This is a genomic window from Flavobacterium sp. ARAG 55.4, assembly GCF_051846875.1.
Classification (GTDB): domain Bacteria; phylum Bacteroidota; class Bacteroidia; order Flavobacteriales; family Flavobacteriaceae; genus Flavobacterium; species Flavobacterium plantiphilum.
The window spans coordinates 229565-254335 of sequence record NZ_JBPYCT010000001.1 but is presented as its reverse complement, the minus strand read 5'-3'; the positions used below and the strand labels follow the sequence as shown (position 1 = coordinate 254335).

The following is a 24771-nucleotide window of genomic DNA, read 5'->3' as shown; positions in this document are numbered from 1 at the left end:
AAGTTTTCACTTTAAGGAATCATATTTTTTAAATCTTCAATGGAATTTGCGTCTTCAATTTTTTTGTCATGCCGCCATCTCAGAATCCTTGGAAAACGCGTTGCAACGCCACTTTTATGCCTTTTTGAAAGTGCAATCCCTTCAAATCCAATTTCGAAAACCAATTGTGGCGTAACACTCCGGACAGGACCAAATCGCTCCAACGTATTATTCTTTATAAAATTATCTACTTTTCGAAATTCAGCATCGGTTAAACCGGAATATGCTTTTGCAAAAGTTACTAATTCTTTTTCGCCTTGTTCATTATTTTGCCAAAGGGCGAAAGTATAATCCGTAAAAAGATTCGAACGACGACCATGCCCCCGCATGGCATAGGTCAAAACCGCATCAATTACCAAAGGTTCTACTTTCCATTTCCACCAGTCTCCTTTTTTCCTTCCTACCTGATACGAAGAGTCGTTTCGTTTCAGCATCAAACCTTCACTTTTCATTTCGCGAGCCCGCATTCTTTCGGTAGTTACCTCTTCCCAGGAACAAAACAAAACTCTTTCTGAGAGTTGAAAATTGGGCAGCTTATCTTTTACAATATCATACAGTTGTTCCAGTAATAATCGTCTTTCTGAATAAGGCAAATTTCGAATATCCTGTCCTTTCCATTCTAAAATATCGTAGGCTTTTAGAATTACAGGTACTTTTTGCAACAATGTTTTACTTACGGTTTTACGACCAATACGGGTTTGCAAATCATTAAAAGTCCCTATTTCTCCTTCCGGAAATGCTAAAATTTCAGCATCAATAACAGTTCCGTTTGGGATTATTCCAATAAAAGACTGAAACTCCGGATATTTATCTGTGACTAACTCCTCTCCTCTTGACCAGACATACATTTCATTTTCCCGAATAATAGTTTGCGACCGGATCCCGTCCCATTTATGTTCTATCGACCAGTCTTCAGGATTTCCCAGACTTTCTATGTTATCTTCAATGGGATAGGCAAGATAAAAAGGATAAGGTTTTGACAAATAATCACTGCTTTTTTCATCCAGAATCAATTCCTGAAAAGTGATCGCATTGGGATCCCAATTCCCCATTAATTTATAAGCCAGAGCATCTTCATCAACATTTTCTGCACGGGACAAAGCTCTGGTCATTAATTTTTGGCTTACGCCAATTCGCAAACTTCCGGTAATTAATTTGGTAAAAACAAAGCGCTCATAATAATTCAAAGCCAGCCAGTTCTGCTGTAAATATTCTTTTTTTTCTGCATCTGATTTCTTTTTTAATGCAATGATTTCCTGTAGAAATTCGGTCAGACTTTTATCCGAATGTTCTTTTGTGGTGGGAATAATCAAAGCGATAGTTTCTGCCAGATCGCCCACAATATGATAACTTTCTTCAAAAAGCCATAACGGAATATTCGCCAGTTCGTTTGCCCAGGTACGCAATAAAGTCGTGTTCACAGGTCTGGGCGGACGCCGATGGGACAAAATTGCAATGGTCCACACCTTATCTTCCGGAGATGCATTTTTAAAATAGGCTGTCAGTGCATCTACTTTTACATTGGTTTTATTAGAACTGTCAAGGGTTTTGATAAGTTGGGCAAAATTTTTCATCTAAAGTTCTTTTTCCGTTTCCACATCTTTTTCCGTTTCTTCGCTTTCTCCTTCATATTGTGTTTTCTCTGTTCGGGCATCATAACCCAATTCTCTTAGATATTTCGAAAAAATATCGGTGTAACCGTGCGTACATATTATTTTCTCAGCACCGGTCGCTTTGATGCTGTCCAATAAAGAAAACCAGTCACAATGGTCGCTTAATACAAAACCTTTGTCAATAGCCCGTCTGCGTCTGGCTCCGCGAAAAGCCATCCAGCCGCTTGCAGAACCCGTCACAAAAGGCGTCATTTTTCTAATCCATACACTTCCGTGAGCACTTGGCGGAGCCAGAACAATATTTCCTGCAAAATCTTCTTTTTTGGTTTCACGGGTTATTAATGTTGTAGGTGGAAAATCCACCATCGGACGCAAAACATTCGTCATGTTTTCAATTGCTCCGTGCGTGTAGATTTTACCGATGTCAGTATCTAAATATTTTAAAAGCCGTTGTGCTTTCCCTAAAGAATACCCAAAAAGAACAGATGTTTTTCCCTCAGCTTTATTTTCTGCCCACCAATTATTGATTTCAGTAATCACTTCGGCTTGCGGAGTCCAGTTGAATGCCGGCAGCCCAAAAGTGCATTCGGTGATAAAAGTGTGGCATTTTACAACTTCATAAGGAACAGCAATTCCGTCATCTTCCATTTTATAATCTCCTGTAAAAACCCAGACTTCTCCTTTATGTTCCACTCGAATTTGTGAGCTTCCTATAATATGCCCGGCCGGGTGCAGTGAAAATTTCACGTTATTGATCACAAATGTTTCTCCCCACTCTTTTCCAGTTACATTTATTTCGCCCAAACGATGCTTAATAACAGGAACATTAGTATGATGTGTAATATAATTTTGATGCCCCCAGCGTGCATGATCAGAATGTCCGTGGGTTATAATAGCGTTCTTTACCGGTCGCCAGGGATCGAGATATACATCGGCCTGTTGACAATAAATTCCTTTATCATTAAAAGCTAAAAGTGGAATTTTCATAATCGTTCTTTTATATAGAAAACAGTGCTTTCATTGGTACCAAATTTAATTCTTAACCAGCTTAACTACCTTATAATTTCATTCGATTAATTTATTAAATTCCAACATTTTAATATTGTATTGGGAGAGAAATAAAAATAAGCTTTGTATTTTTGATAAAATCAATAATTTATAATTTAAATAGTACAATATGCTAAAAGGATTTTTCAAAGTACCCAAAGCTGTCAACGAACCCGTAAAAGGATATGCTCCTGATTCTCCCGAAAAAGAAGCCGTTTTATCTGCTTACAAAAAAATGTGGAATGCTAAAATTGACGTTCCGCTATATATTGGAAAAGAAGAAATCAGAACCGGAAACACTCAAAATATTACTCCTCCGCACGATCACAAACATATAGTAGGTAGTTATCATATTGCCGAAAAAAAACATATTGAAAGCGCCATTGCAAATGCTTTAGCATCAAGAACAGCCTGGGCTAACATGGCCTGGGAACAACGTGCCGCTATTTTCCTGAAAGCAGCCGAATTAATTGCCGGACCTTACAGAGCCCGAATTAATGCCGCAACGATGATTGGTCAGTCTAAAAATATTCATCAGGCAGAAATTGATGCTTCCTGTGAATTAATCGATTTTCTACGTTTCAATGTCGAATTTATGACACAAATTTATGCAGATCAACCTACTTCTGACTCTGCTATCTGGAACAGACTCGAATACCGCCCGCTGGAAGGTTTTATTTATGCCATCACCCCTTTTAACTTTACGGCTATTGCTGCTAATTTGCCTGCAAGTGCTGCTATGATGGGAAATGTGGTAGTCTGGAAACCGAGTGACAGTCAGGTTTTTTCGGCAAAAATTATTATCGAAGTTTTCAAAGAAGCAGGTCTTCCTGATGGTGTTATCAATGTCGTTTTTGGAGATGCTGCCATGATTACCGATACTATTTTAGCAAGCCGAGATTTTGCAGGATTGCATTTTACCGGTTCCACTCATGTTTTTAAAGATCTTTGGGCAAAAATTGGAAGCAACATTCATCATTACAAAACCTATCCAAGAATAGTAGGTGAAACAGGTGGAAAAGATTTTATTATGGTTCATCCAAGTGCCAATGTAAAACAAGCTGTTACCGGAATGGTACGTGGTGCATTTGAATTCCAAGGGCAAAAATGTTCCGCAGCATCCAGAGTTTATGTCCCAAAAAGTTTATGGCCAGCTATTAAAGACCAACTTACAACGGATATTAAATCTCTAAAAATGGGGTCTCCTGAAGATTTTGGGAATTTTATCACAGCTGTAATCCACGAAGGCTCTTTTGATAAATTAGCCGGGTATATTGACAGAGCTAAAAATGATGCCGATGCCAAAATTATCATCGGAGGGAATTATAACAAATCTGTTGGTTATTTTATTGAGCCAACCGTTATTCTGACCACAAATCCGAAATACATTACGATGGAAACCGAATTATTTGGTCCTGTTTTAACTATTTATATTTATGAAGATTCTGATTGGGCAGATACTTTAAAACTTATCGACGAAACATCTGATTATGCACTTACAGGAGCTATTTTTAGTCAGGATCGTTATGCAATCGAGGAAGCAACTGTAAAATTACAAAACGCATCAGGAAATTTATATATCAATGACAAACCTACCGGAGCCGTTGTAGGTCAACAACCTTTTGGGGGTGCCAGAGCATCGGGAACGAATGATAAAGCAGGTTCTGTTTTAAACTTACTGCGTTGGGTTTCACCAAGAACAATTAAAGAAGTTTTTGTCTCTCCGGAAGATTACAGATATCCGTTTTTAGGAGAATAGATTCTGATTTTAGATTTTAGAAATCAGATTTTAGATTTAAAAAAACTACCCAAATTCAAATTAGTTGAATTTGGGTAGTTTTTATTTTTTTATTCTGTAGAAATCTAAAAAGGCAAACTATTAAAAACCATAATCTGAAATTGTGCTCTGCTGTTATTGGTCATCATTTGCGACATAATTCCAGCTTCGACTTTTATACTTTTGTTAAAACAATACCCGATTCCGCCATAGAGGCGATTTCTATCAAACTGATTCTGTTCTGTATTCAGAAAGATTTCATTGTATGCAGAAGCATAAACAGCATTTTTCTCCATTACTTTTTTATTGATGGGGACATTCAAAGAAATAAAATAACGCAACCGCAATTTGAAATCATCTTTTACAAATCGTTCTTCAATCCTATAACGATGCTGAATATTGATTCTGCCAAATTGTTGTTTTGTGATAAACTGTTGAAAAATGCGATGCTCATCGGTTTCCAGTTTATCATCCGTTCCTGCCACATAAGGCTCGGAATGAATATAAGCATATCCCAACAACAGATTATTATTGTTTTCGGATAAATCATACCCTATCCCTGTTCGCAATAATAATTGTTCCAAATCTCCGGCAAAATTATAATTACGGTATTGCACTTCGTTATGCCAGTTCCAGCGATTATTAATTTTTTGATTTCCAAAATACAGAAACCAGTTTCCTGTATCCGTTTTTTGTGCGTTTAGATTAGCAGCTACAAGTAATACTAACAAAAAACAGCCTGATCGTAATTTGTTTACCATTATAATTCTGAAAAATTTAAAAGTTAAAAAGTTATTTTGTTCACAAATTTTAAACCACAAACTTCAACGGTAAATGCACCACTTTCTTTGTTTCAAAAAATTCATCTTTAAAATGATCTGCTAAATCGTATTGTGTGGCTTTTGGAAAATCTTTTAATTCTTCAGATAAATCTCCCCCTTTTAAGTACAGAATTCCATTTTTTAATTCGTGCTTCTGTTGCTTCTTGATTTTGGTTTTTACCCAGGAGACAAAATCCGGCATATTAGTTACAGCACGACTCACGATAAAATCAAAATCACCTTTTACATTTTCGGCACGAATTTGTTCTGCTTTTACATTTTTAAGTCCTAAAGCATCAGCCACTCCCTGAACTACTTTTATTTTTTTAGCAATTACATCAATCAGGTAAAAACGGGTATCGGGAAACAGAATAGCCAATGGAATTCCCGGAAATCCGCCACCGGTTCCCACATCCAGAACATAACTGCCAGGTTCAAATTTCATGATTTTAGCAATTCCTAAAGAATGCAGCACGTGTTTAGTATATAAGGAATCAATATCTTTTCGGGAGATTACATTTATTTTTTCATTCCAATCGTGGTATAAAAAATCCAGTTTTTGAAATTGTTCTTTTTGAATATCGGTCAAATCCGGAAAATAGCGCAATATTTCGTCCATCGTTTTATTTTTTTTAACAAAAGTACTATTTTTAAGTTTGAAATATTTAACTCAATTTTGCAGAGTTAAAATTTATAAATAATTATCTTTGAACGCTATTTTTGAATTATATGAATACAACCGCACCTACATTTGCTAAGCAAGACAAACTAAAGTTTTTTAGAACGCTTAACTCGCGGGTAAACAATTACTTCAAAGAAAATAACATTTCAAAAGCAGGTAATTGGAAACTCCATTTAAAAGCGATTATCCTTTTTACCGTTTTCCTTGTTCCTTATTTTTTAATTCTTACCCTTAATATGCCTTTTTGGGCACACCTGCTTTTAACTATTGTTATGGGAATTGGGATGGCCGGATTGGGTATGAATGTCATGCATGATGGCAATCATGGTTCTTATTCGAATAAAAACTGGGTAAACAAAATTATGGGCGGAACCATTTATGTGTTAGCCGGAAATGTCTACAACTGGCAGGTACAACATAATGTACTGCACCACACCTATACCAATATTCCCGGGCATGATGAAGACTTAGACGCAGGAAGAATCATTCGTTTTACTAAAAGTGCTAAATGGCATCGTTTTCATCGTTTTCAACATTATTATTCTGTTTTTCTATATGGATTATTGACTTTTAATTGGGCAATTACAACCGATTTTAAGCAAATGAGAAACTATCTGAAAAGAAAATTATCTTATGGTGAACCTAAAAGTCCTAAAATTTTATGGACTACTTTAATCATCACTAAGATTATTTATGTTGCTATCTGGATTGTTTTACCAATCGTAATTGGAATTGTCTGGTGGAAAGTATTAATTGGATTCTTTATCATGCATTATACTGCAGGATTGATTTTAAGTATTGTTTTCCAATTGGCTCACGTAGTAGAAGAAACCGAAAATCCTTCACCCAATGAATTAGGGGAAATGGAAAACACCTGGGCTATTCACCAATTATTTACCACAACTAATTTTGCTCCTAAAAACCGATTAGTAAACTGGTACACCGGAGGTCTAAATCATCAGATAGAACATCATATTTTTCCAAATATCAGTCACATTCATTATGGCAAAATTGCAAAAATTGTTCGTGAAACCGCACAGGAATGCAACCTGCCTTATTATGAATACAAAACCATGCGAGATGCAATTATTGCACATTTCAGGCATTTAAAAGAATTAGGAATGAAACCAGAAATGGCTTAAAAAAATAAATGAAGTACCTGGTACTTTTGAACAATAATTAATTAAAATAAATAATTAACCACCCTGTTTCCAATAAAAAAACTCAGGGCTATCAACACTTTATTAATGAGTAATCCACTTTCAGACAGAATTAACAATCTTGCTACATCACAAACATTAGCAATGGCGGCTTTGGCCAGAGAATTAAAAGCGCAGGGTAAAGACATCATCAGTTTAAGTTTAGGAGAACCTGACTTTAACACGCCTGACTTCATTAAAGAAGCCGCTAAAAAAGCGATTGACGAAAACTACAGCACCTATTCGCCGGTTGACGGATATGCTGAATTGAAAGATGCTATCTGCAGAAAATTCAAGAGAGACAATGACTTAGACTACAAACCAGCAAATATTGTAGTTTCTACAGGAGCTAAACAGTCTTTATACAACATTGCACAGGTAATGTTAAACGACGGTGACGAAGTAATCTTACCAGCACCTTACTGGGTTTCTTACTTCGAAATTGTAAAATTATCAGGTGGAGTTCCTGTAGAAGTTCCCACTTCTGTAGAAACTGATTTCAAAATCACACCGGAACAATTAGAAGCGGCTATCACACCAAAAACTAAAATGATGTGGTTCTCTTCTCCTTGTAACCCTTCTGGATCTGTTTACAACAGAGAAGAATTAACAGCTTTAGCTAAAGTTTTAGAAAAATACCCAAACATCTATGTAGTAGCTGACGAAATCTATGAGCACATCAATTTCTCAGGAACTTTTTGCAGTATTGCATCTGTTCCGGGAATGTTTGACAGAACCATCACTGTAAACGGAGTTGCAAAAGCTTTTGCTATGACCGGATACAGAATTGGATACATTGGAGCACCGGAATTTATTGCTAAAGCCTGTACTAAAATTCAGGGACAGGTAACTTCAGGAGCAAACTCTGTGGCACAACGTGCTACTATTACTGCAGTAGATGCTGATCCATCAGTATTAAACCACATGGTTCAGGCTTTCCACAGCCGTAGAGATTTAGTTGTTGGCTTATTAAAAGAAATCCCAGGAATTAAAATCAACGTTCCGGAAGGAGCTTTCTATGTATTCCCTGACGTTTCTTCTTTCTTCGGAAAAACTTTAAAAGGAACTGAAATCAAAGATGCTAACGATGTTTCGATGTATCTTTTAGCAGAAGCTAATGTAGCAACAGTAACCGGTGATGCTTTTGGAAACCCGGACTGTATTCGTTTTTCTTATGCAACCAGCGACGAATTGTTGAAAGAAGCATTAAAAAGAATTAAAGATGCTTTAGCTGGATAGTCTAAAGTTCGATTTTCATATAATCAGCCTCAAGGAAACTTGAGGCTTTTTTTGGCACTAATTTTGTGATAAATGCGCCAAATCAACCAACCCTATAAACCAATTATGAATAAAAAATTTACTTCAGGTTTTCTTAGAAAATCAGTTATTCTGCTCTTATTAATTTTCGGAATTAGTTCACACATGCAGGCGCAACGAATAGTAGAAAAACTAAATCGAGGTCTTGTTGCCACGCGTGTCAACCCCAATCAGGTATATATTAACTGGCGAATGCTGGGAACCGAACCTACAGATGTAAGCTACAATTTGTATTGCAATGGCAAAAAAGTGGCAGAAAGTCCTTTTACTACAAAAACCAATTTCACTCACGAAACAACCACAGATGACAACTATTATATCCGTGCGATTGTGGATGGTAAAGAAGAAGCTGCTTCAGAAACCGCGAATGTATAGGCTAATCCCTATTTAGATATACCGATGCAAATTCCCGCTGGCGGAACCAGTCCTGACGGACGTGCTTACACTTACAACGTAAATGATTGCAGTGTGGGCGATGTGGATGGAGACGGACAATATGAAATTTTTGTAAAATGGGATCCTTCCAATGCGCATGACAACTCGCACAAAGGCTATACCGGAAATGTATTTATTGATTGCTATCGTCTGGACGGAACTTTGCTCTGGAGAATTGATTTAGGAAAAAATATTCGTGCCGGAGCACATTATACCCAATTTATGGTATATGATTTAGATTCGGACGGAAAAGCTGAAATGGCCTGTAAAACTGCCGATGGAACTATCGACGGAACTGGAACAATAATAGGATCAGCTACTGCAGATTATAGAAATGAAAACGGATTTATCTTATCAGGCCCTGAGTTCTTAACGGTTTTTAATGGATTAACTGGTAAAGCAATGGCAACTACTGATTATTTACCTGCCCGTGGCGGAAACGGTATTGGCTGGGGTGATGATCATGGCAATCGTGTAGATCGTTTTATTGCAGCCGTTGCTTATCTGGATGGAGAAAAACCTAGTCTGGTTATGGGACGCGGTTATTACACCAGACTTGTTCGTGTGGCATGGGACTGGAGAGATAACAAACTTTCTAAACGATGGATTTATGACAGTGACGATGCTGAAAACAAAGCTGCCCGCGGACAGGGAAACCATCAGATGACTGTGGGTGATGTTGACGGAGACGGGAAAGACGAAGTCTGTAATGGCAGTAATGCGATTGATGATGACGGAACAACATTATATTCCAATGGTCTGGGGCATGGGGATTCTCTGCACATGACTGATATGGATCCCGATCGTCCCGGACAGGAAGTATGGCAATGTCATGAAAGTCCCAGAAGTTACGGTCAATACGGACTTGAATTCAGAGATGCCAAAACCGGAGAACCATTATGGGGTGTAAATGGTCAGGGAATCGATGTAGGTCGTGGTCTGGCTGCTGATATTGACCCTCGCCATAAAGGCTATGAATACTGGGGTTCAGTAGGAAATTTATACAATTGCAAAGGAAACGAAATAGGAACTGCTAAACCTTCGATGAATTTTGCCATCTGGTGGGATGGCGATTTAAGCAGAGAATTATTAAACTCCAACAGAATTGACAAATGGGATTACACCAATGCTAAAAGCGATAATTTACTAACTGCTACAGGTTACAAATCAAACAACGGAACAAAAGCAACACCTTGTTTAAGCGCGGATCTTTTTGGAGACTGGCGTGAAGAAGTAATTTTACGCAAAGAGGATAATACTGCTATTAGAATTTATACTACTAACATCCCTACTGATCATAAATTATATACATTGATGCACGACACCCAATACAGAGTAGCGATAGCCTGGCAAAATTCATCTTACAATCAGCCACCTCACCCTGGTTTCTATTTAGGTACAGATATGACACCACAAACTAAACCAAATGTAGTTGTGCCAAAAACAACTAAATAATTTTCTAATAAAACGATGAAAGACAAAGCCTCAGGTAAAACTTGGGGCTTTTTTGTGGCGTGTCCCTAAAGGGTCGGGCTATTCGCTGCAATCTTTATGTTTTTAAAGGAAAAACATAAAGGATTTCCACTACTATCCCTCACGCAAATCCCAATCCAAACTAGATAATTTTTTATTCTGCTTCACAAAGAATTATGTCATTGTATTCTATTGCTAACCGGGCCATCAAAAACTCAATATTCGTTTTATTTTTTGATTTCAAAATACTACTGTTTTTTTCATCCTCCACGCAATAATATTGAAATCCTTTGATGTGCTCTTTAGGAATACGTAACTTTTTTGTATAATATTCTTCATCAAAAAGATATTCTATTTGATTTAACAAACTAGATTTTTTTTCGATTTCAATCATATGCTTAATTGATTTAGTCCGACCATTTATAGCATTTATAATTGGGTCAAGTTCTAAACCTCCACCCAAAAGTCCCAGTAAGTGTATGGGTTTAAAATCACCTGCCGTGTACAATTTTCTTTCCATCTGAGTAAAATGTTTTACTTTTTTAGGAATAATTCCCATCGAAACGGCATTTATTTCCGGATGTTTGTTAACTACCACTTCATCAAGCTGATTGATTTTATCAAACATTTTGATGGTTAAAAATTCTGATTTCAAATCTTCTTCTTCAATAAGCTTACGATGGATTTCTAAATTAGAAGAAGAAAAAACTAATAAATCTTCGACTTTTGCCAAAATATAAAATTCACCATTACTGTCGCTTACAGTAGCTTTTTCATTAACGATATTCACAATCGTGACTCCATCAATATTTCCGGAATTTGCCACTATTTTTCCATGAATTAGTTTCCCTTCAACAGATTGTCCAAAACTCCATTGAAATAAAAAAAACAGCAGTAATGGTAAAAATCCTTTCATAAGCAGGAAAATAAAATTATTTCTCTCCTATAAAAGTATTACAAAAGCTACATACCTCATTGTTAAAAAGTTGGTAAATTTTTCAGTGAGAAAACACATTAGCATTCGCAATTCTGAAATTTTATAAAAACGTCCCGAAATAGTATAAGATTAAAAAGACTTACTATCCCCATCTTTGTAATATATAAATCATTAAAAATCAATATCATGACAAATACAGATGAAAACAGAACAGAAATAGTAAGCACATTAGACGGACTAATTGCCATTTTGGAAGATGGTAAACTAGGATATACCAATGCTGCGGAACATGCAGAAGAACCACTGATTAAATCGAATTTTACAAATTATGCCCGCGAACGTGCTTTGTTCATTGTTGAACTTCAGGATGAAATCAACAGATTAGGAAAAACAACAGATACTGCAGGAGGCGGACCATTAGGTGCTATACACCGTGCATGGATTGACATTAAATCAACATTTACAAGTAATGATACCGAAGCAATTATAAATGCCTGCATTACCGGTGAAGAAGCGGCTGTCGAAAAATACGAAATGGCTTTAGAAAATGAACATCTTAGTCCTAATCAGGTAGCACTCATCAGCAAACAACTCAATAGTATCAGAGCTGTTTTAATGAAGTTAAAATTAAACTCCTAATTAGCACTCTACAAATACAATAACCTCAGGACTTTCTGGGGTTATTTTTTATAAAAACAGACCATCTTTCACTTTTTAAAATTTAGACATGAAAACTTCTTTATTGCAAAATATTTTCAGAATACTGCTAGGCTCTCTTATGGTACTGGCCGGTGTAGGTCATCTCACTTTTCAACGTCAGGAATTTACGGCACAGGTACCTATGTGGCTGCCCAGAGATCCAGCTTTTATAGATTTTGTAGTAGTTTTTTCGGGGGTTGTAGAGATTGCTCTGGGTCTGGCAATGATTTTTCTGTCTAAATATCGTATTCAAATCGGAATTGCTTTAGCCGTATTTTATGTGTTGGTATTTCCGGGAAATATATCACAGTATACCAATGGCATTAGTGCTTTTGGTCTCGACACTAATCAAAAACGATTCATACGTTTGCTGTTTCAGCCCGTATTAATTGTATGGGCACTCTGGTCTACCAATGCGTTATACTATATAATTAACAGAAATAAGAAACCATAAGAGCAGCTATGCAGCTTATATCGTCCTGTACATTTTTCGATATCTGGAAGGTGACATTTGGACAAATTTCTGAAACTGACGATTAAAAAAACTCAGATTATTATAGCCTACCTGATACCCTATTTCCGATGCGGTTAAATCCGTATTGATCAACATTTTAGTCGCCAAACTAATTTTGTACTCATTGATAAATTCAAAAAAAGACTTGCGAAAGGTTTTCCTGAAAAAGCGACAAAAAGAATCCTTATTCATCGCTATTTTTTGAGCAATATCCTCTAAGGTAATCTGCTGATTGTAATATTCTTTGACATAATTGTAAATCAAATTGACACGCTCGCTTTCCTTCACCGTCAAATTGCTCGTAAAACCTTCTCCTGCCAAACAATTATGATGAGCTTTGGTCAATTCTTGTAAGATTTGCAAAAAAGACAAAAGCCGCTCAAAAGGAGGCAAATCGATTAATTCCAACATTTTTTTTTCGACCAACAGCGCATGATCTTTAGGGAAATGAATTCCACGCGAGGCCAGTTGCATCATTTGCCTGATGTATTGAAACTCTTCTTTTTCTAACCAACCGCTCAGCAAATCTTCATCCCATTGGATAATAATACAGCGCACTTCTTCCTTTTGTTCACCAACCGTTTTCCAGCAATGCGGCAAATTAGAACCCACTAAAACCAAATCGCCGTACTCAAAATTAGCCATATTATCCCCCACATACCGAATCCCACTGCTACCCAAAATATAAGTCAGTTCATACTGCGGATGAAAATGCCAGGAAGCGATAAATTCTTTTCCTTCAAAAATACTGGTTCTGAACGAACTCCCCGGCGACGGGCTAATACTTCGGTATTCTGCTTTCATAGACTCTAAACGGATGTAAAACGGTAAAAATAACACTATTTTGCATCAATATAGTGTCTGAAATTGCTTTTATAATGCAAATAGTGTTTATTTAAGATTTGTAATATTGCAGATACTAAAATCATTACAGCATGAACTCATCGATCGCCATTAGAGACGTAAAACTATACAAAGCGACTTCCACGCTTAAAAAACCAATTGCCGATGCTACCCATACGCTAACCGAAATCTCCTTTATTGTGATGAGAATCCAATTAGAAAACGGCATCATTGGAGAATCCTATTTATTGTCTTTTCAATATTCTCCCAATGCCATTGTAGGTGCTTTAAAAGATATTATTCCGGTTATAAAAGGTTATAATGTCAATGAAACTGCGGCTGTTTACCAAAAACTAGACGAATTAGCGGAATATTTTGGAAACCAAGGCGTATTGCGTTGGGCACAAGCCGCTATCAACATCGCCATGTGGGATGCCTGGGGAAAAACTTTGGGACAACCCATCCATAAAATCTTAGGCACACACAAAGAAAAAGTTTCCATTTACGGAAGTGGCGGTTGGATTTCCTATTCTATTGACGAATTGATTGAAGAAGTAACCAATTATGCCGACCGTGGTTTCAAAGCGGTAAAAATAAAAGTAGGTTCTCCAAAAGTGAGCACCGATGTCGAGCGTTTGCGTTTAGTGCGTGAAGCCGTGGGCGACAAAGTCGATATTATGATGGATGCCAATCAGGGAATGGATTTGCCATCGGCAATGAAACTGGCGCGCGAAGCCAGGGATTTAAACATCAACTGGTTTGAAGAACCCATCCATCACCAGAATTTCCAGGGTTATGAAATCCTGAAAAACCACACCGGAATTTCACTGGCTATGGGAGAAAGAGAATTTGACACTTTGCCGCTTAGAGAATTAGCCACCCGAAATGCCTTAGACATTTGGCAACCCGATATTTTGAGAATTGGTGGTGTCGAAGCCTGGCGCGAAAGTGCGGCTTTGGCTAAAAGTTTTCACCTGCCTGTGCTCCCACATTATTACAAAGATTATGATGTTCCGTTGTTGTGTACCATTTCAAATGGCGTGGGCGTGGAATCTTTTGACTGGGTCGATCCATTAATTGACAACCCAATGGTTATTCAGGATGGTTTTGCAAAACCGCACGATTTACCGGGCTGGGGGTTTCGTTTTATCGATGACCGAATGACTGAAATTAAGTTGTAAACCAGATCCAATAGGTAATTCAATTACCGCAACAACGAGCCTCATTGTAATGAATGAGGCTTTTTTTTGTCTCAATGACAAAATAAAAAAGTCAATATTCAGTCCAAAAATACGCGACATAGCCTGTTTTAACGGAGTTATACACCGGTAAAACAGGCTAAGTACTCCCCAAAATGGGTATAATACCACCTACAAAACAGGTGTACTATACCCTGAAAACAGGTGTACACCACCTATAAAACGGGAGTACTTATACCTATTTACAGGTGTAATAGGGCATTTTTAACGGAGCAATGGGTGCTTAAAAGGAGGTTTAACTGGAATTTACTTCTCTAAAAGAATTAAAAGGAAATAATTAGAGAGCAGAACTTTTGTAAGATATTTTCATATATTTGAAAACTATATAAGTCTGACAATAATCAGACTTACATACAAGTTAGGCAAGATTATAAGAAATCTCATAATCAGAATTCATGCAAGATAAAGATATTAAAAAATTAAAGAGAGTATTAGATTACAAAGGTCGTCAAGACTTATCTGCTTTATTAAGTAATTCCATATCATATCTTGATGAATCAAGTACATTTGGAAGTAGATGGTATTCAAGATTAAGCACATTTGAGATAAAGTCTCATCCAAAAATTCAAGCGGAAATTGATAAACTTTCACCAGCTGATAAACAAGAAATATTTAATGCAGTATTACAAATTTATCCTTTAAAAGATAATGAACCAGAAATAACCCAAGTTACATATTTTCCAGATTTTGAAATAGAAACTACTGACTTGGTTGAAACTAAAGAGTTAGATAGAATTTCTTTTGAATACATACACGAGCAGATAAAAAAGTGTAATTCCAAAATAGCTGAAAAAGATTATGACGGTTCCATAACAAATGCCAGAACTTTAATTGAATCAATTTGCCTATTCATTGTCGAAACTAAAACACAAGAAAAATATGAATATGATGGTAACTTAATTAAATTATACAAAGTAGTTTCAGCAATATTAAAAATATCTCCAGGAGATTCTGAAAATGAATATCTAAAACAAATTTTATCAGGGATTTTTAGCATCATAAACGGTGTTTCCGGACTTCGGAATTCTTATAGTGATTCACATGGAAATGGACCATTGAAATCTGAATATAAAATTGAGGAAAGGCATGCTATATTAAGTGTTAATTTAGCGAAAACAATTTCAGAATATTTATTTTTAAGCTTTGAAAAATCACAATGACAACATTACTTAACAACTCGCAACGCCGTTAATTGAAATTTGAAAAACCCAAATACTAGGCTTAATTTACTTTCAGATCCACTGTAAATAAAACGTTTTGAAATATTAAACAAACAATTATAATTAAATAACTATTATGAAAAAAACAATTACATTTTTCACTATTTTTTTGTCAATTATTACTATGTATGCACAAGAGGACATCAACTTATTGACTTACGAAAACACTCAAGACATTAACTTTTTCAGCTCAATTAAAAGTGGTTCTCAAGTAAAAGAATATTTAACAACCAGTAAGAATAGTGTCAAAATAGGTGATACTTTAGTACTAGGAGTACCTACATCTCAAGAGATGAATACTAGAACTTACTCAGGTAGTTATGGAACCAAAGCAAGAGGAGGTGTGGGACAATCAAGAAGTACTTCTAAAAAAACTTACGAATTTGTACAAATGGGCAGACCTGCTGGATTTGGAAGTATTATGACAGCCATGGGCGGAGATGCACAGAATATGGCAGACAATAGTTTAAAGAATACTACCGTTGTTGTCAAGGAAATAAAAACATATCATAGGGGTAGTAAAAACAAACCTTTGTACGTTATTATGGTTTTGGGAGAAATAAATGGTAGAGCTTTTGGAATAAATAAATATTTAAGCGTAATGGATACCGAGTTAGCGATTGAGTCTGGTGAAATTTTATTAAAAAATAGAAAAATGACTAGAGATGAAGCTATTGCAAAATTAAAAGAATCAAAAGAATTGATGGAAATTGACATGATGAGTAAAGACGAATTTGAAAAATTAAAAACAGAACTTACTCCAATCATTATGATTAAAAACTAAGAATAATACTTATTAGAATATAAGTAACTACGATTCCCTATGGCAGTCTAAGTTTAGTACTTGTGACCATAAAGATTAAATTATAGAACAATACTTTTACTTATAAATAGTTTAAAATTTGAAGTCGCAATACTCCAAATTTTAAACTATTTTTGTTTTCGCAATAAAATCATAAAAATGGCAAAAATCCTCCTTCTCGGCTCAGGCGAACTTGGTAAAGAATTTGTAATCGCAGCACAACGCATCGGGCAAACTGTGATTGCAGTTGACAGCTATGAAAATGCTCCGGCTATGCAAGTGGCTCACGATTTTGAAGTGATTAATATGCTGGATGGCGACGCTTTAGATAAGATTGTAGCCAAACACAATCCTGACTTCATCGTTCCTGAAATAGAAGCCATTAGAACCGAGCGTTTTTACGATTACGAAAAACAAGGCATTACCGTTGTTCCATCGGCTAAGGCGGCCAACTTTACAATGAATCGCAAAGCCATTCGTGACTTAGCTTCTAAAGAATTAGGATTAAAAACTGCCGAATACCGTTACGCTACAACAGCCGAGGAATTACGAAAAGGCGTTCTTGAAGTAGGCATTCCTTGTGTCGTAAAACCATTAATGTCTTCGTCAGGAAAAGGACAATCTACGATAAAAACCGAAGCTGATATTGAAAAAGCATGGGAATATGCTGTAGCAGGTTCGCGTGGTGATGTGGTGGAAGTAATTGTGGAAGCTTTTGTAAAATTCAATTCGGAGATTACTTTATTGACCGTAACTCAAAACAACAATCGTACTTTATTCTGTGCGCCAATTGGTCACCGTCAGGAACGTGGCGATTATCAGGAAAGCTGGCAACCTGCCCGAATTTCCGATAAAGATTTGTACGAAGCGCAGGACATGGCCGAAAAAGTAACCGAAGCCTTAGGTGGAGCAGGACTTTTTGGCGTTGAATTTTTCATAGCCGATGATGGTGTTTATTTCTCTGAACTCTCGCCTCGTCCGCATGATACCGGAATGGTAACACTGGCAGGAACACAGAATTTCAACGAATTCGAATTGCATCTAAGAGCGGTTTTGAGTTTACCCATTTTCGAAATTACCTTAGAAAAAACAGGAGCAAGTGCGGTTATTTTAGCATCTGAAAATAGTTCGAATCCAACATATACTGGAATTGAAAAAATTGCTGCATTGCCTAAAACTGATTTTAGAATCTTTGGTAAACCATCGTCAAGAATGTACCGAAGAATGGGAGTTGCATTAGTTAATGATACTTTAGAAACACCAATTGAAGAAGTTGTAGAAAAGGCCGTAAAAGCGGCGAGTTTAGTGAATGTAAAGTAATTTTCTTTTTTGCTTAATCAAAATTAACTAATCCAATATCTCATCTATAACGGTTCTCGATACATTTTTTATTTCATTGCATTACGTAAAAAACATTACCAATCGCGTTTTTAATAAAAGTAAAATTATGGTTTACCAATTTTCTTTTTTGCTTGATCAAAAAAGAAACAAAAAAATCAAGTCTTACACTTCCTCGTCGGTCAAATTAGTTTTCAAATGCTAAAAGAAAAGAACTCGCTGCGCTCAAACAACTTTTCTTTTTACGCATTCTTCAAACATTTGACGCTCGACTGCGGAAGCTAAGGACAATGAATTCGTTAAATAAAAGTAATTTGCGCAATTTGCGGTTAAAAATCTATATTAAAAAAAATAACTCCTAATCTTTTTTCAATAATCGGAAAGCGGTGGGTGTTACACTCGTGTGTTTTTTAAACAAGCGACTAAAATAAGAATAATCGTCATAGCCCAACTCGGTTGCTATTTCATTGACGGTCCAGTTTTTATCCAGCAGCATGCGTTTGGCTTCCAGCACTACCCGATCCACAATTACTTCGGTGGTTGTTTTTTTTAGGATTTCATTACAAATTCGATTCAGATGTTTCAGCGTAATATGAAGCTCCGATGCGTAATAAGCCGCCGATTTTTCTTCTTTGAATTTTTGCTCTAAAAGTTGTTCCAGATTTTTAATTTTCACATTATAAGAATGCGCTTCATGAACATGAATCTGACTGTACTTCCGTGCCAACTCAATGTGAATACTGTCCAAGAGATTCATAATCTTATCCCGCTTCAATAACTGATTGCTTTGACTTTCGGCAATTAAGTTTTCAAAATAAGGCAAAACCTGATTGATTTCTGCTTCCTCTAAAACAATTTCAGGACTATTTTGTACCGAAAAATAAAAAGGATAATCCTCGATTTTTTTATTACCAAAATATAAATTATACATTTCAGCCGTATAGAAAACAATAAAACCTTCTATATCTTCAGACAAAATCCAATGGTGCATTTGCCCGGGCTGTAACACAAAAACACTACCCGGACGAATATCAAAGCGATCAAAATCGACTTCGTGCATTCCGGAACCATTGATAAAAAAAACCAACAGATAAAAATTATGGCGGTGCGGTTTCTCTATAAAACTATGGCTGACCAAATGATTTTTAAACGTATTAATATACAAATCACTGCTAACTGAATTGCAGTTGAACTGTTCGATACTATAAACGGGATATTTTTTCATTCTGACAAATGTCTTTTTTGTGCTACAATAAGCGAATATAGAAAATAGCCGGCAGATAGCTAATAAATACCTTTGTAAAAAAACAGAAATTATGTCAAATACACTTATCCATATTCTGAAAAATGATTGTCCGCATTGTCATCAGGGGAAAATTTTTAAAGAAAAAAGTATTTTTTTCCGGTTTGGTTTTCCAAAAATGAATGAATACTGCCCACATTGTCATTATAAATTCAAAAAAGAACCAGGTTATTTTTTTGGTGCCATGTATGTGAGTTACGGGCTGACGGTAGCTCAGGGAATTACGACTTATGTGATTGCCAGTTTCTTTTTTAAAGAAACCTTCGACCTGAGAATCATTCCTGCTATCATGGCAGTTATAGTCGCTTTAGCACCTTTAAACATTCGGCTATCCCGCTTGTTATGGATTTATATGTTTAAAAATTATTCGAATTAAGCAAAGCAACACCTATTGTCCCTATAAACTCTGGAATAAAAAAGACCACTTCCTTATCGGAGAGATAAGGAAGCGGTCCAAACAAACTAAACTAACCACCAATTAAGTTTTCTTTTTATTTATAAGCCTCGTTTTGAGTAATTACATTAGGATTCTGATTAATTACTAAAAACGGAACCGGTAACAGCAAATCATCTGCTGTTTCAATAGTTATATTTTTACTGCTGTTTTCAATCACTGTAATTGCTCTTCCGGTTCTGATCAAATCAAACCAACGATGAAATTCGGATGCAAATTCTACCTGTCTTTCATGTTCTAATGCCAGTTCGATTGTATTGTACTGAGCCGGATAACCCGCAGTACCATAAGCTGCTAAACCTACACGGTTACGAACTTCATTCAGATATTTAGGATCAGAAGTTGCTTCTGTAAGCATTAACAGCACATCAGCATATCTGAGAATCATAAAATTATTATCCGAAGCCTCTCTTAAACCGCTCACCGGGGCTGCAGTATCTTTCCATTTGATTGGAAATTTTACATCTACAGTTGCTCCGCTGGCTGTCTGATAGCCATTTTGGATAGAAATATCACGTCTGGGATCTCCAGCTTCATAAGCATTCCACAAATCATCGGTAATCTGATTGAATCCGCCACCCCAGGACGTAACAACCCGGTTATCAACCGGAGTGAACATTGCCCAGTATAAACTGTACGGATTAGAAATACCGCCTTTGTATTGAATTTCAAAAATAGACGATGCTCCGTTTTTTTTAGTTAAATTCCATAAATCTGCATAAGGAACCAGGCTGAACCTGCCATATACTTTCATTAACGCCTCAATCGCTTTAGGTTTATTTCCCATAGTTAAATACACTTTCCCCAAGAGTGTATTTGCTGCTTCCTGACTGGCAGCACCTACAAAACGCTGACTGGTTTTCACCGGTAATTTTGCGGCAGCAAATTCAAGATCTTCAATAATCTGTGCATAAACCTGTTCTTTAGGCGTACGTCCCTGAGCATATGAATCAGCCACACTTAAAGGAGTGGTAACCAGAGGCACGTCGCCCCAGGCACGAACCATATCAAAGTAATACAAGGCACGTAAAAACTTAGCTTCACCAATTAATGCCTCCTTAGTAGTAAAATCCAGCTTTTCGGCACTGACAATGATGTTATTTACAATATAAATAGCTTTGTAGTAATTGTTCCAGAAATTAAAAACCAATTCATTATCAATCGCCATGGTATGCAATTCAAAGCCTTCATAATCCTGAATTCTTCCGGCGGCATTGTCACTATAGGCGTTATCAGACATTAGCTCCCCATAAAAAGATGGCAGACTCTCAGGACCGTACAATGTATAAAGTGAATTATAAGCTGACCATAATGCCGTTTGAATATCCTCTTGAGATTTATAAAATTCTACTTCATTAGCATTTGAAATAGGAGCTTTGTCTAAAAAGTCGCCACTGCATCCTAACAGGAATAGGTTGCAAAAAAGTGTTATATATAATATCTTTTTCATTTTTCTTATGTTTTAATGATTTGTATCGTTTTTTTAGAAACTAATATTTACTCCCGCAGTAGCTGTAAACGGATTAGGATATGCTCCGTAATCAAAACCTACCATGACACCGGACTGATACGTACTGCCTTCAGGATCAAAACCTAAATAATCAGAGAAGACATGTACATTTTCCATATTCAGATATAATTTTACATTACTCAGTTTCATTTTTTCCACAAAAGTTTTAGGCAGATTATATCCTAAACGAATATTCTGAATACGAACAAAGGAACCGTCTTCCACCCAATAACTGGATCCAAAATCACGAACAGTTGTTGGCAGCATACGTGGTTTAGGAATCATTCCGTTACCCGGTTCTGCTTCCGATTTCCAGTAATTATTCACAACGGAATACATATTTCGGTTACCGCCTCCTACTCCTGATTTCAAATAACGGGCATTATGATTAAGAATTTCACCTCCCTGAGAACCTCTTAATAAAACGGAAAGCTCAAATCCTGCATAAGAAAAATTATTAGTCAGACCCCATTGAAAATCAGCCTGATTGTTTCCAAGATAGGTACGGTCATTAGAATCAATTTCACCATCATTGTTAACATCTCTTACTCTTGGATCACCCGCTTCACTTCCCGGCCATACGGGATAAGCATTATTGTCTAATTCAGCCTGTGACATGATAACACCATCAATAACATACCCATAATACATTCCAATAGGTTTTCCTACAGCTGTACGCGAAGTCATACTACTTACATTAATATCTATTGGAGCATCATTAACCCCCAGTTTCAATACTTTATTGCGATTTGCAAAAATATTAAGATCAGTACTCCATTTAAACTCACTGTCAATATTTTGTGTGCTGAGATTTAATTCAAATCCTCTGTTCTCCAGTTCTCCGATGTTTGTTAAAGTGGTTGAGAATCCTGAAAGAATAGGAATAGGAACATTCAGCAATAAATCTTTTGTTTTCGAATAATAAATATCTCCGGTAAATTTTACACGCCCATTAAAAACACTAAAATCAATTCCAAAATTAGTCTGACCTGTTTTTTCCCATTTCAGATTTTTATCAGCAAAATTAGTGGTATAAATTCCCTGGTTTACAGTACCTGAGCTCACATACGGACTGTACCCCAACACCCCGATTGATCCGTAATTTGGAATCTGGTTGTTACCTGTAGCTCCATAACTCAATCTGGCTTTCAGGTTACTAATCCAGGAAACCTCTTTAAGGAAATCTTCTTCAGAAACACGCCATGCCAGCGACCCTGATGGAAAATATCCCCATCTGTTATTATTACCAAAACGGGACGAACCATCCGCTCTGATAGCTGCCGAAGCCAGATATTTTCCTTTGTAAGAATAATTGGCACGAGCCAGATAAGATACCAGCGACCATTCTTCAGAAAAAGTGTTACCTGCATTGACAACTCCTGCATTTAAAGTATGGACTAAATCATTAGGAAAGTTTCCGGCAGTCATACTACTCAGATCAGTAGTCTGTTCCTGAGCAGAATAACCCGCCAGTATATTTAAATTATGATCTTCATTGAAGGTTTTATTATACGTTAATGTAGTTTCTGAAATCCAGTTGTTGGATTGTAAGGTTTTAAAATCAGCCTGCGCCGGAACCCATCCGGAATATCCCCAGTTTTGTCCTGCATTCCAGTAAAAATTATGAACGGTATTTTCAATATTAGAACTTGCAGAAGTTTTAATCGTTAAATCTTTTATAATATCCCACTCCAGATAAGAAGTAACGGTTGCTATATTAGTTACTTTTTTAGCTGTTGCTTCTCTTGTCAAAGCATACGGATGCCAGAGCTGGAAGCCATATTTTGTAAAAGTATTCCAAATAGAAGCTGGATCTTTAAAACCAAGACTTCCTGTTTCAACATACAATGGAAAAAAAGGATTACTTTGCAAAGCCAGACTCACTACATCACTTTTCCCTCCGGTTCCGTAAGGAGCTTCATTGGCGCGACTCAGTCCTATATTTACTCCCATACGTACTTTATCATTGAACTTATGTTTAATATTAGATCTCAAATTGATTCGGTCATAGGTATTCCTGTCCACTACCCCTTCTGAATCTAAATAACCCAGTGACACCATAAATTGTGTTTTCTCACTACCACCGGATGCCGAGAGTTGAAAGTTTTTATTATGTGCGGTTCTGAAAGCCACATCCTGCCAGTCAGTTCCCTTGCCAATACGGGCAATCCATTCCGGATCAGAGAATTCTACTGGAACAAGAGTATTATTCCCTCTTACCGCAGTGGGGTTTGCTGCAACAATAGTAGCCCATGAATTATTTCTGGCGGCAGTATTAAAAGCAATAAACTCTGAAGCATTCATCATGTCGGTTTTACGGTTTACATGTGAAAAACCGGTTTCAAAAGTGGCATCAATTTTAGTTTTTCCCGCTTTTCCCTGTTTAGTAGTAATAATTACCACACCATTAGCTCCTCTGGAACCATAAATAGCCGCAGAAGAGGCGTCTTTTAAGATATCAATTGATTCAATGTCGTTTGGATTAATAAAGTTCAGTGGATTTCGGTTAAAACTCAAATTACTCCCTGAACTAATTCCGGTATCCGTTGAATTTGTGGTATTATCTTCCAGCGGAATCCCATCAATTACATAAAGCGGTGTAGTTCCTGCGTTGATTGAAGAAGCACCACGAACTTTAACCGTAGGAGCCATACCGGGTGCACCCTGAGATTGCGTGATTTGCACTCCTGTTGCCTGTCCCGCCAGCGATTGCAGCACATTACTATTAGACCTTCCTTCCAGTTTATCGGAACCAACAGAAACCACTGATCCGGTCAAATCTTTTTTCTTCACGGAACCGTAACCAACCACTACTACTTCTTCTAAGGTTGCAGAATCTTCTTCTAATTTAATTACCAGATTAGTTTCTCCGTTTGTTTGAATTTCTTTTGTTTTAAAACCAATATAAGAAACAACCAATATGGCTTTACTGCTTTTTACTTTTATTGAAAAATTACCATCAAAATCCGTTTGAATTCCGTTTTTAGTTCCTTTTTCAACGATATTTACTCCGGGTACAGGCTGGCCTGAATTATCAGTAACCTTCCCGCTTATTACTTGTTGCTGTACATAATTATTTGTAGTTACAGGCTTTTCTTTAATTAAAATGGTATGATCATCAGTAAGTTCAAAATGGAGATTATTAACTGAAAGACATTGCCCTAATAATGTAGATACTGCAATTTTGCCTTTTTTCAGTGCTATCTCCGGCATGTCTTTAAAAACTTTTCTGGGATAGATAAAGTTTAAATCCGTCTGTTGTTTTATAATTTTAAAAACCTCATAAATGGTTACAGACTGGTCTTTATCTATGGTTACATTTACTTGTGCAAATGTGCTGTGTACATTCAGACAAAAAACATTGGTACACCATAAAAAGATAAATGCTCTCATAACAGTTTTAATCAGCTTTTCTCTGCCGAGATCAAAAACATTCAATACTTTAATTTTCATAATTTTCTGGTTTGCTTGGTTATACAATGGATTAAC

At 36.5% G+C, this 24771-nt stretch carries 21 protein-coding genes; 12 read left to right on the top strand and 9 right to left on the bottom strand.

What is annotated here, in order from left to right; all coding sequences use genetic code 11:
- Positions 1 to 11: 11 nt before the first annotated feature.
- Positions 12 to 1613 (bottom strand): ATP-dependent DNA ligase, encoded by a 1602-nt coding sequence (locus tag ACSV4D_RS01150; protein ID WP_439226830.1) that lies wholly within the window; start codon positions 1611 to 1613, stop codon positions 12 to 14.
- The gene (locus ACSV4D_RS01145) at positions 1614 to 2639 is read right to left on the bottom strand and encodes a ligase-associated DNA damage response exonuclease (RefSeq protein ID WP_439226829.1); all 1026 of its coding nucleotides are present in this window, start codon (positions 2637 to 2639) and stop codon (positions 1614 to 1616) included.
- Positions 2640 to 2829: 190 nt separating this feature from the next.
- On the opposite strand from ACSV4D_RS01145, the gene pruA reads away from it, so the two are divergent.
- Entirely contained in the window at positions 2830 to 4458 is a 1629-nt protein-coding gene (pruA, locus tag ACSV4D_RS01140) for an L-glutamate gamma-semialdehyde dehydrogenase (RefSeq protein ID WP_439226828.1), read from the top strand.
- A 104-nt stretch (positions 4459 to 4562) separates the two neighbouring features.
- Here pruA and ACSV4D_RS01135 read toward each other — a convergent pair whose 3' ends face one another.
- Both ACSV4D_RS01135 and rsmG read right to left on the bottom strand, forming a co-directional pair.
- Entirely contained in the window at positions 4563 to 5237 is a 675-nt protein-coding gene (locus ACSV4D_RS01135) for a DUF2490 domain-containing protein (protein WP_439226827.1), read from the bottom strand.
- A gap of 49 nt (positions 5238 to 5286) precedes the next feature.
- On the bottom strand, positions 5287 to 5916 hold the full coding sequence (gene rsmG / locus ACSV4D_RS01130; protein ID WP_408080988.1) for a 16S rRNA (guanine(527)-N(7))-methyltransferase RsmG: 630 nt from the start codon (positions 5914 to 5916) through the stop codon (positions 5287 to 5289).
- A gap of 110 nt (positions 5917 to 6026) precedes the next feature.
- On the opposite strand from rsmG, the gene ACSV4D_RS01125 reads away from it, so the two are divergent.
- From ACSV4D_RS01125 to ACSV4D_RS01110, 4 genes are all read left to right on the top strand, one after another.
- Complete coding sequence (locus ACSV4D_RS01125; RefSeq protein WP_439226826.1) at positions 6027 to 7121, top strand: fatty acid desaturase family protein; 1095 nt, start codon at positions 6027 to 6029, stop codon at positions 7119 to 7121.
- Between the two features lie 105 nt (positions 7122 to 7226).
- Positions 7227 to 8417: a pyridoxal phosphate-dependent aminotransferase gene (locus ACSV4D_RS01120; RefSeq protein ID WP_439226825.1), complete on the top strand. Its 1191-nt coding sequence runs from the start codon at positions 7227 to 7229 to the stop codon at positions 8415 to 8417.
- A gap of 105 nt (positions 8418 to 8522) precedes the next feature.
- Complete coding sequence (locus ACSV4D_RS01115) at positions 8523 to 8870, top strand: hypothetical protein (protein WP_439226824.1); 348 nt, start codon at positions 8523 to 8525, stop codon at positions 8868 to 8870.
- An 18-nt stretch (positions 8871 to 8888) separates the two neighbouring features.
- On the top strand, positions 8889 to 10385 hold the full coding sequence (locus tag ACSV4D_RS01110) for a rhamnogalacturonan lyase (protein ID WP_439226959.1): 1497 nt from the start codon (positions 8889 to 8891) through the stop codon (positions 10383 to 10385).
- A 172-nt stretch (positions 10386 to 10557) separates the two neighbouring features.
- On the opposite strand, the gene ACSV4D_RS01105 is transcribed toward ACSV4D_RS01110, so the two are convergent.
- Positions 10558 to 11319 (bottom strand): hypothetical protein, encoded by a 762-nt coding sequence (locus tag ACSV4D_RS01105; protein ID WP_439226823.1) that lies wholly within the window; start codon positions 11317 to 11319, stop codon positions 10558 to 10560.
- 207 nt (positions 11320 to 11526) lie between these two features.
- On the opposite strand from ACSV4D_RS01105, the gene ACSV4D_RS01100 reads away from it, so the two are divergent.
- Both ACSV4D_RS01100 and ACSV4D_RS01095 read left to right on the top strand, forming a co-directional pair.
- Entirely contained in the window at positions 11527 to 11979 is a 453-nt protein-coding gene (locus tag ACSV4D_RS01100; protein ID WP_408080983.1) for a ferritin-like domain-containing protein, read from the top strand.
- Between the two features lie 88 nt (positions 11980 to 12067).
- Positions 12068 to 12493 carry a DoxX family protein gene (locus ACSV4D_RS01095; RefSeq protein ID WP_408080982.1) on the top strand — a complete coding sequence of 142 codons (426 nt, stop codon included), beginning with the start codon at positions 12068 to 12070 and terminating at the stop codon, positions 12491 to 12493.
- Positions 12494 to 12508: 15 nt separating this feature from the next.
- On the opposite strand, the gene ACSV4D_RS01090 is transcribed toward ACSV4D_RS01095, so the two are convergent.
- A complete protein-coding gene (locus ACSV4D_RS01090; RefSeq protein WP_439226822.1) occupies positions 12509 to 13357 on the bottom strand; it encodes an AraC family transcriptional regulator in 849 nt (282 codons plus the stop codon).
- Between the two features lie 131 nt (positions 13358 to 13488).
- Between ACSV4D_RS01090 and ACSV4D_RS01085 the strand changes: the two genes are divergently transcribed.
- The 4 genes from ACSV4D_RS01085 to purT all read left to right on the top strand — a co-directional run bounded on the left by ACSV4D_RS01085 (position 13489) and on the right by purT (position 17997).
- The gene (locus ACSV4D_RS01085; protein WP_439226821.1) at positions 13489 to 14577 is read left to right on the top strand and encodes a mandelate racemase/muconate lactonizing enzyme family protein; all 1089 of its coding nucleotides are present in this window, start codon (positions 13489 to 13491) and stop codon (positions 14575 to 14577) included.
- A gap of 473 nt (positions 14578 to 15050) precedes the next feature.
- Entirely contained in the window at positions 15051 to 15815 is a 765-nt protein-coding gene (locus tag ACSV4D_RS01080; protein ID WP_439226820.1) for an abortive infection family protein, read from the top strand.
- Between the two features lie 136 nt (positions 15816 to 15951).
- Entirely contained in the window at positions 15952 to 16659 is a 708-nt protein-coding gene (locus ACSV4D_RS01075; protein WP_439226819.1) for a hypothetical protein, read from the top strand.
- Between the two features lie 177 nt (positions 16660 to 16836).
- Positions 16837 to 17997 carry a formate-dependent phosphoribosylglycinamide formyltransferase gene (gene purT / locus ACSV4D_RS01070; RefSeq protein WP_439226818.1) on the top strand — a complete coding sequence of 387 codons (1161 nt, stop codon included), beginning with the start codon at positions 16837 to 16839 and terminating at the stop codon, positions 17995 to 17997.
- Between the two features lie 376 nt (positions 17998 to 18373).
- Here the strand turns inward: purT and ACSV4D_RS01065 are convergent, their stop codons facing one another.
- Positions 18374 to 19240 carry a helix-turn-helix domain-containing protein gene (locus tag ACSV4D_RS01065; RefSeq protein ID WP_439226817.1) on the bottom strand — a complete coding sequence of 289 codons (867 nt, stop codon included), beginning with the start codon at positions 19238 to 19240 and terminating at the stop codon, positions 18374 to 18376.
- A 91-nt stretch (positions 19241 to 19331) separates the two neighbouring features.
- On the opposite strand from ACSV4D_RS01065, the gene ACSV4D_RS01060 reads away from it, so the two are divergent.
- The gene (locus tag ACSV4D_RS01060; RefSeq protein ID WP_439226816.1) at positions 19332 to 19694 is read left to right on the top strand and encodes a DUF983 domain-containing protein; all 363 of its coding nucleotides are present in this window, start codon (positions 19332 to 19334) and stop codon (positions 19692 to 19694) included.
- Positions 19695 to 19809: 115 nt separating this feature from the next.
- On the opposite strand, the gene ACSV4D_RS01055 is transcribed toward ACSV4D_RS01060, so the two are convergent.
- Together ACSV4D_RS01055 and ACSV4D_RS01050 are read right to left on the bottom strand one after the other, a co-directional pair.
- Positions 19810 to 21222: a RagB/SusD family nutrient uptake outer membrane protein gene (locus tag ACSV4D_RS01055; protein WP_439226815.1), complete on the bottom strand. Its 1413-nt coding sequence runs from the start codon at positions 21220 to 21222 to the stop codon at positions 19810 to 19812.
- Between the two features lie 33 nt (positions 21223 to 21255).
- Positions 21256 to 24735 carry a SusC/RagA family TonB-linked outer membrane protein gene (locus tag ACSV4D_RS01050; RefSeq protein ID WP_439226814.1) on the bottom strand — a complete coding sequence of 1160 codons (3480 nt, stop codon included), beginning with the start codon at positions 24733 to 24735 and terminating at the stop codon, positions 21256 to 21258.
- Positions 24736 to 24771: the final 36 nt, after the last annotated feature.

Excerpts from the sequence above, each read along its gene's own strand:
- ACSV4D_RS01050 (WP_439226814.1), bottom strand. The coding sequence starts at position 24,735 with ATGAAAATTAAAGTATTGAATGTTTTTGATCTCGGCAGAGAAAAGCTG.
- ACSV4D_RS01135 (WP_439226827.1), bottom strand. The coding sequence starts at position 5,237 with ATGGTAAACAAATTACGATCAGGCTGTTTTTTGTTAGTATTACTTGTA.
- ACSV4D_RS01115 (WP_439226824.1), top strand. The coding sequence starts at position 8,523 with ATGAATAAAAAATTTACTTCAGGTTTTCTTAGAAAATCAGTTATTCTG.
- ACSV4D_RS01055 (WP_439226815.1), bottom strand. The coding sequence starts at position 21,222 with ATGAAAAAGATATTATATATAACACTTTTTTGCAACCTATTCCTGTTA.
- ACSV4D_RS01080 (WP_439226820.1), top strand. The coding sequence starts at position 15,051 with ATGCAAGATAAAGATATTAAAAAATTAAAGAGAGTATTAGATTACAAA.
- ACSV4D_RS01060 (WP_439226816.1), top strand. The coding sequence starts at position 19,332 with ATGTCAAATACACTTATCCATATTCTGAAAAATGATTGTCCGCATTGT.
- ACSV4D_RS01090 (WP_439226822.1), bottom strand. The coding sequence starts at position 13,357 with ATGAAAGCAGAATACCGAAGTATTAGCCCGTCGCCGGGGAGTTCGTTC.
- ACSV4D_RS01145 (WP_439226829.1), bottom strand. The coding sequence starts at position 2,639 with ATGAAAATTCCACTTTTAGCTTTTAATGATAAAGGAATTTATTGTCAA.
- ACSV4D_RS01075 (WP_439226819.1), top strand. The coding sequence starts at position 15,952 with ATGAAAAAAACAATTACATTTTTCACTATTTTTTTGTCAATTATTACT.
- ACSV4D_RS01065 (WP_439226817.1), bottom strand. The coding sequence starts at position 19,240 with ATGAAAAAATATCCCGTTTATAGTATCGAACAGTTCAACTGCAATTCA.
- ACSV4D_RS01105 (WP_439226823.1), bottom strand. The coding sequence starts at position 11,319 with ATGAAAGGATTTTTACCATTACTGCTGTTTTTTTTATTTCAATGGAGT.
- ACSV4D_RS01125 (WP_439226826.1), top strand. The coding sequence starts at position 6,027 with ATGAATACAACCGCACCTACATTTGCTAAGCAAGACAAACTAAAGTTT.
- pruA (WP_439226828.1), top strand. The coding sequence starts at position 2,830 with ATGCTAAAAGGATTTTTCAAAGTACCCAAAGCTGTCAACGAACCCGTA.
- purT (WP_439226818.1), top strand. The coding sequence starts at position 16,837 with ATGGCAAAAATCCTCCTTCTCGGCTCAGGCGAACTTGGTAAAGAATTT.
- ACSV4D_RS01085 (WP_439226821.1), top strand. The coding sequence starts at position 13,489 with ATGAACTCATCGATCGCCATTAGAGACGTAAAACTATACAAAGCGACT.
- ACSV4D_RS01100 (WP_408080983.1), top strand. The coding sequence starts at position 11,527 with ATGACAAATACAGATGAAAACAGAACAGAAATAGTAAGCACATTAGAC.
- ACSV4D_RS01095 (WP_408080982.1), top strand. The coding sequence starts at position 12,068 with ATGAAAACTTCTTTATTGCAAAATATTTTCAGAATACTGCTAGGCTCT.
- ACSV4D_RS01150 (WP_439226830.1), bottom strand. The coding sequence starts at position 1,613 with ATGAAAAATTTTGCCCAACTTATCAAAACCCTTGACAGTTCTAATAAA.
- ACSV4D_RS01120 (WP_439226825.1), top strand. The coding sequence starts at position 7,227 with ATGAGTAATCCACTTTCAGACAGAATTAACAATCTTGCTACATCACAA.
- rsmG (WP_408080988.1), bottom strand. The coding sequence starts at position 5,916 with ATGGACGAAATATTGCGCTATTTTCCGGATTTGACCGATATTCAAAAA.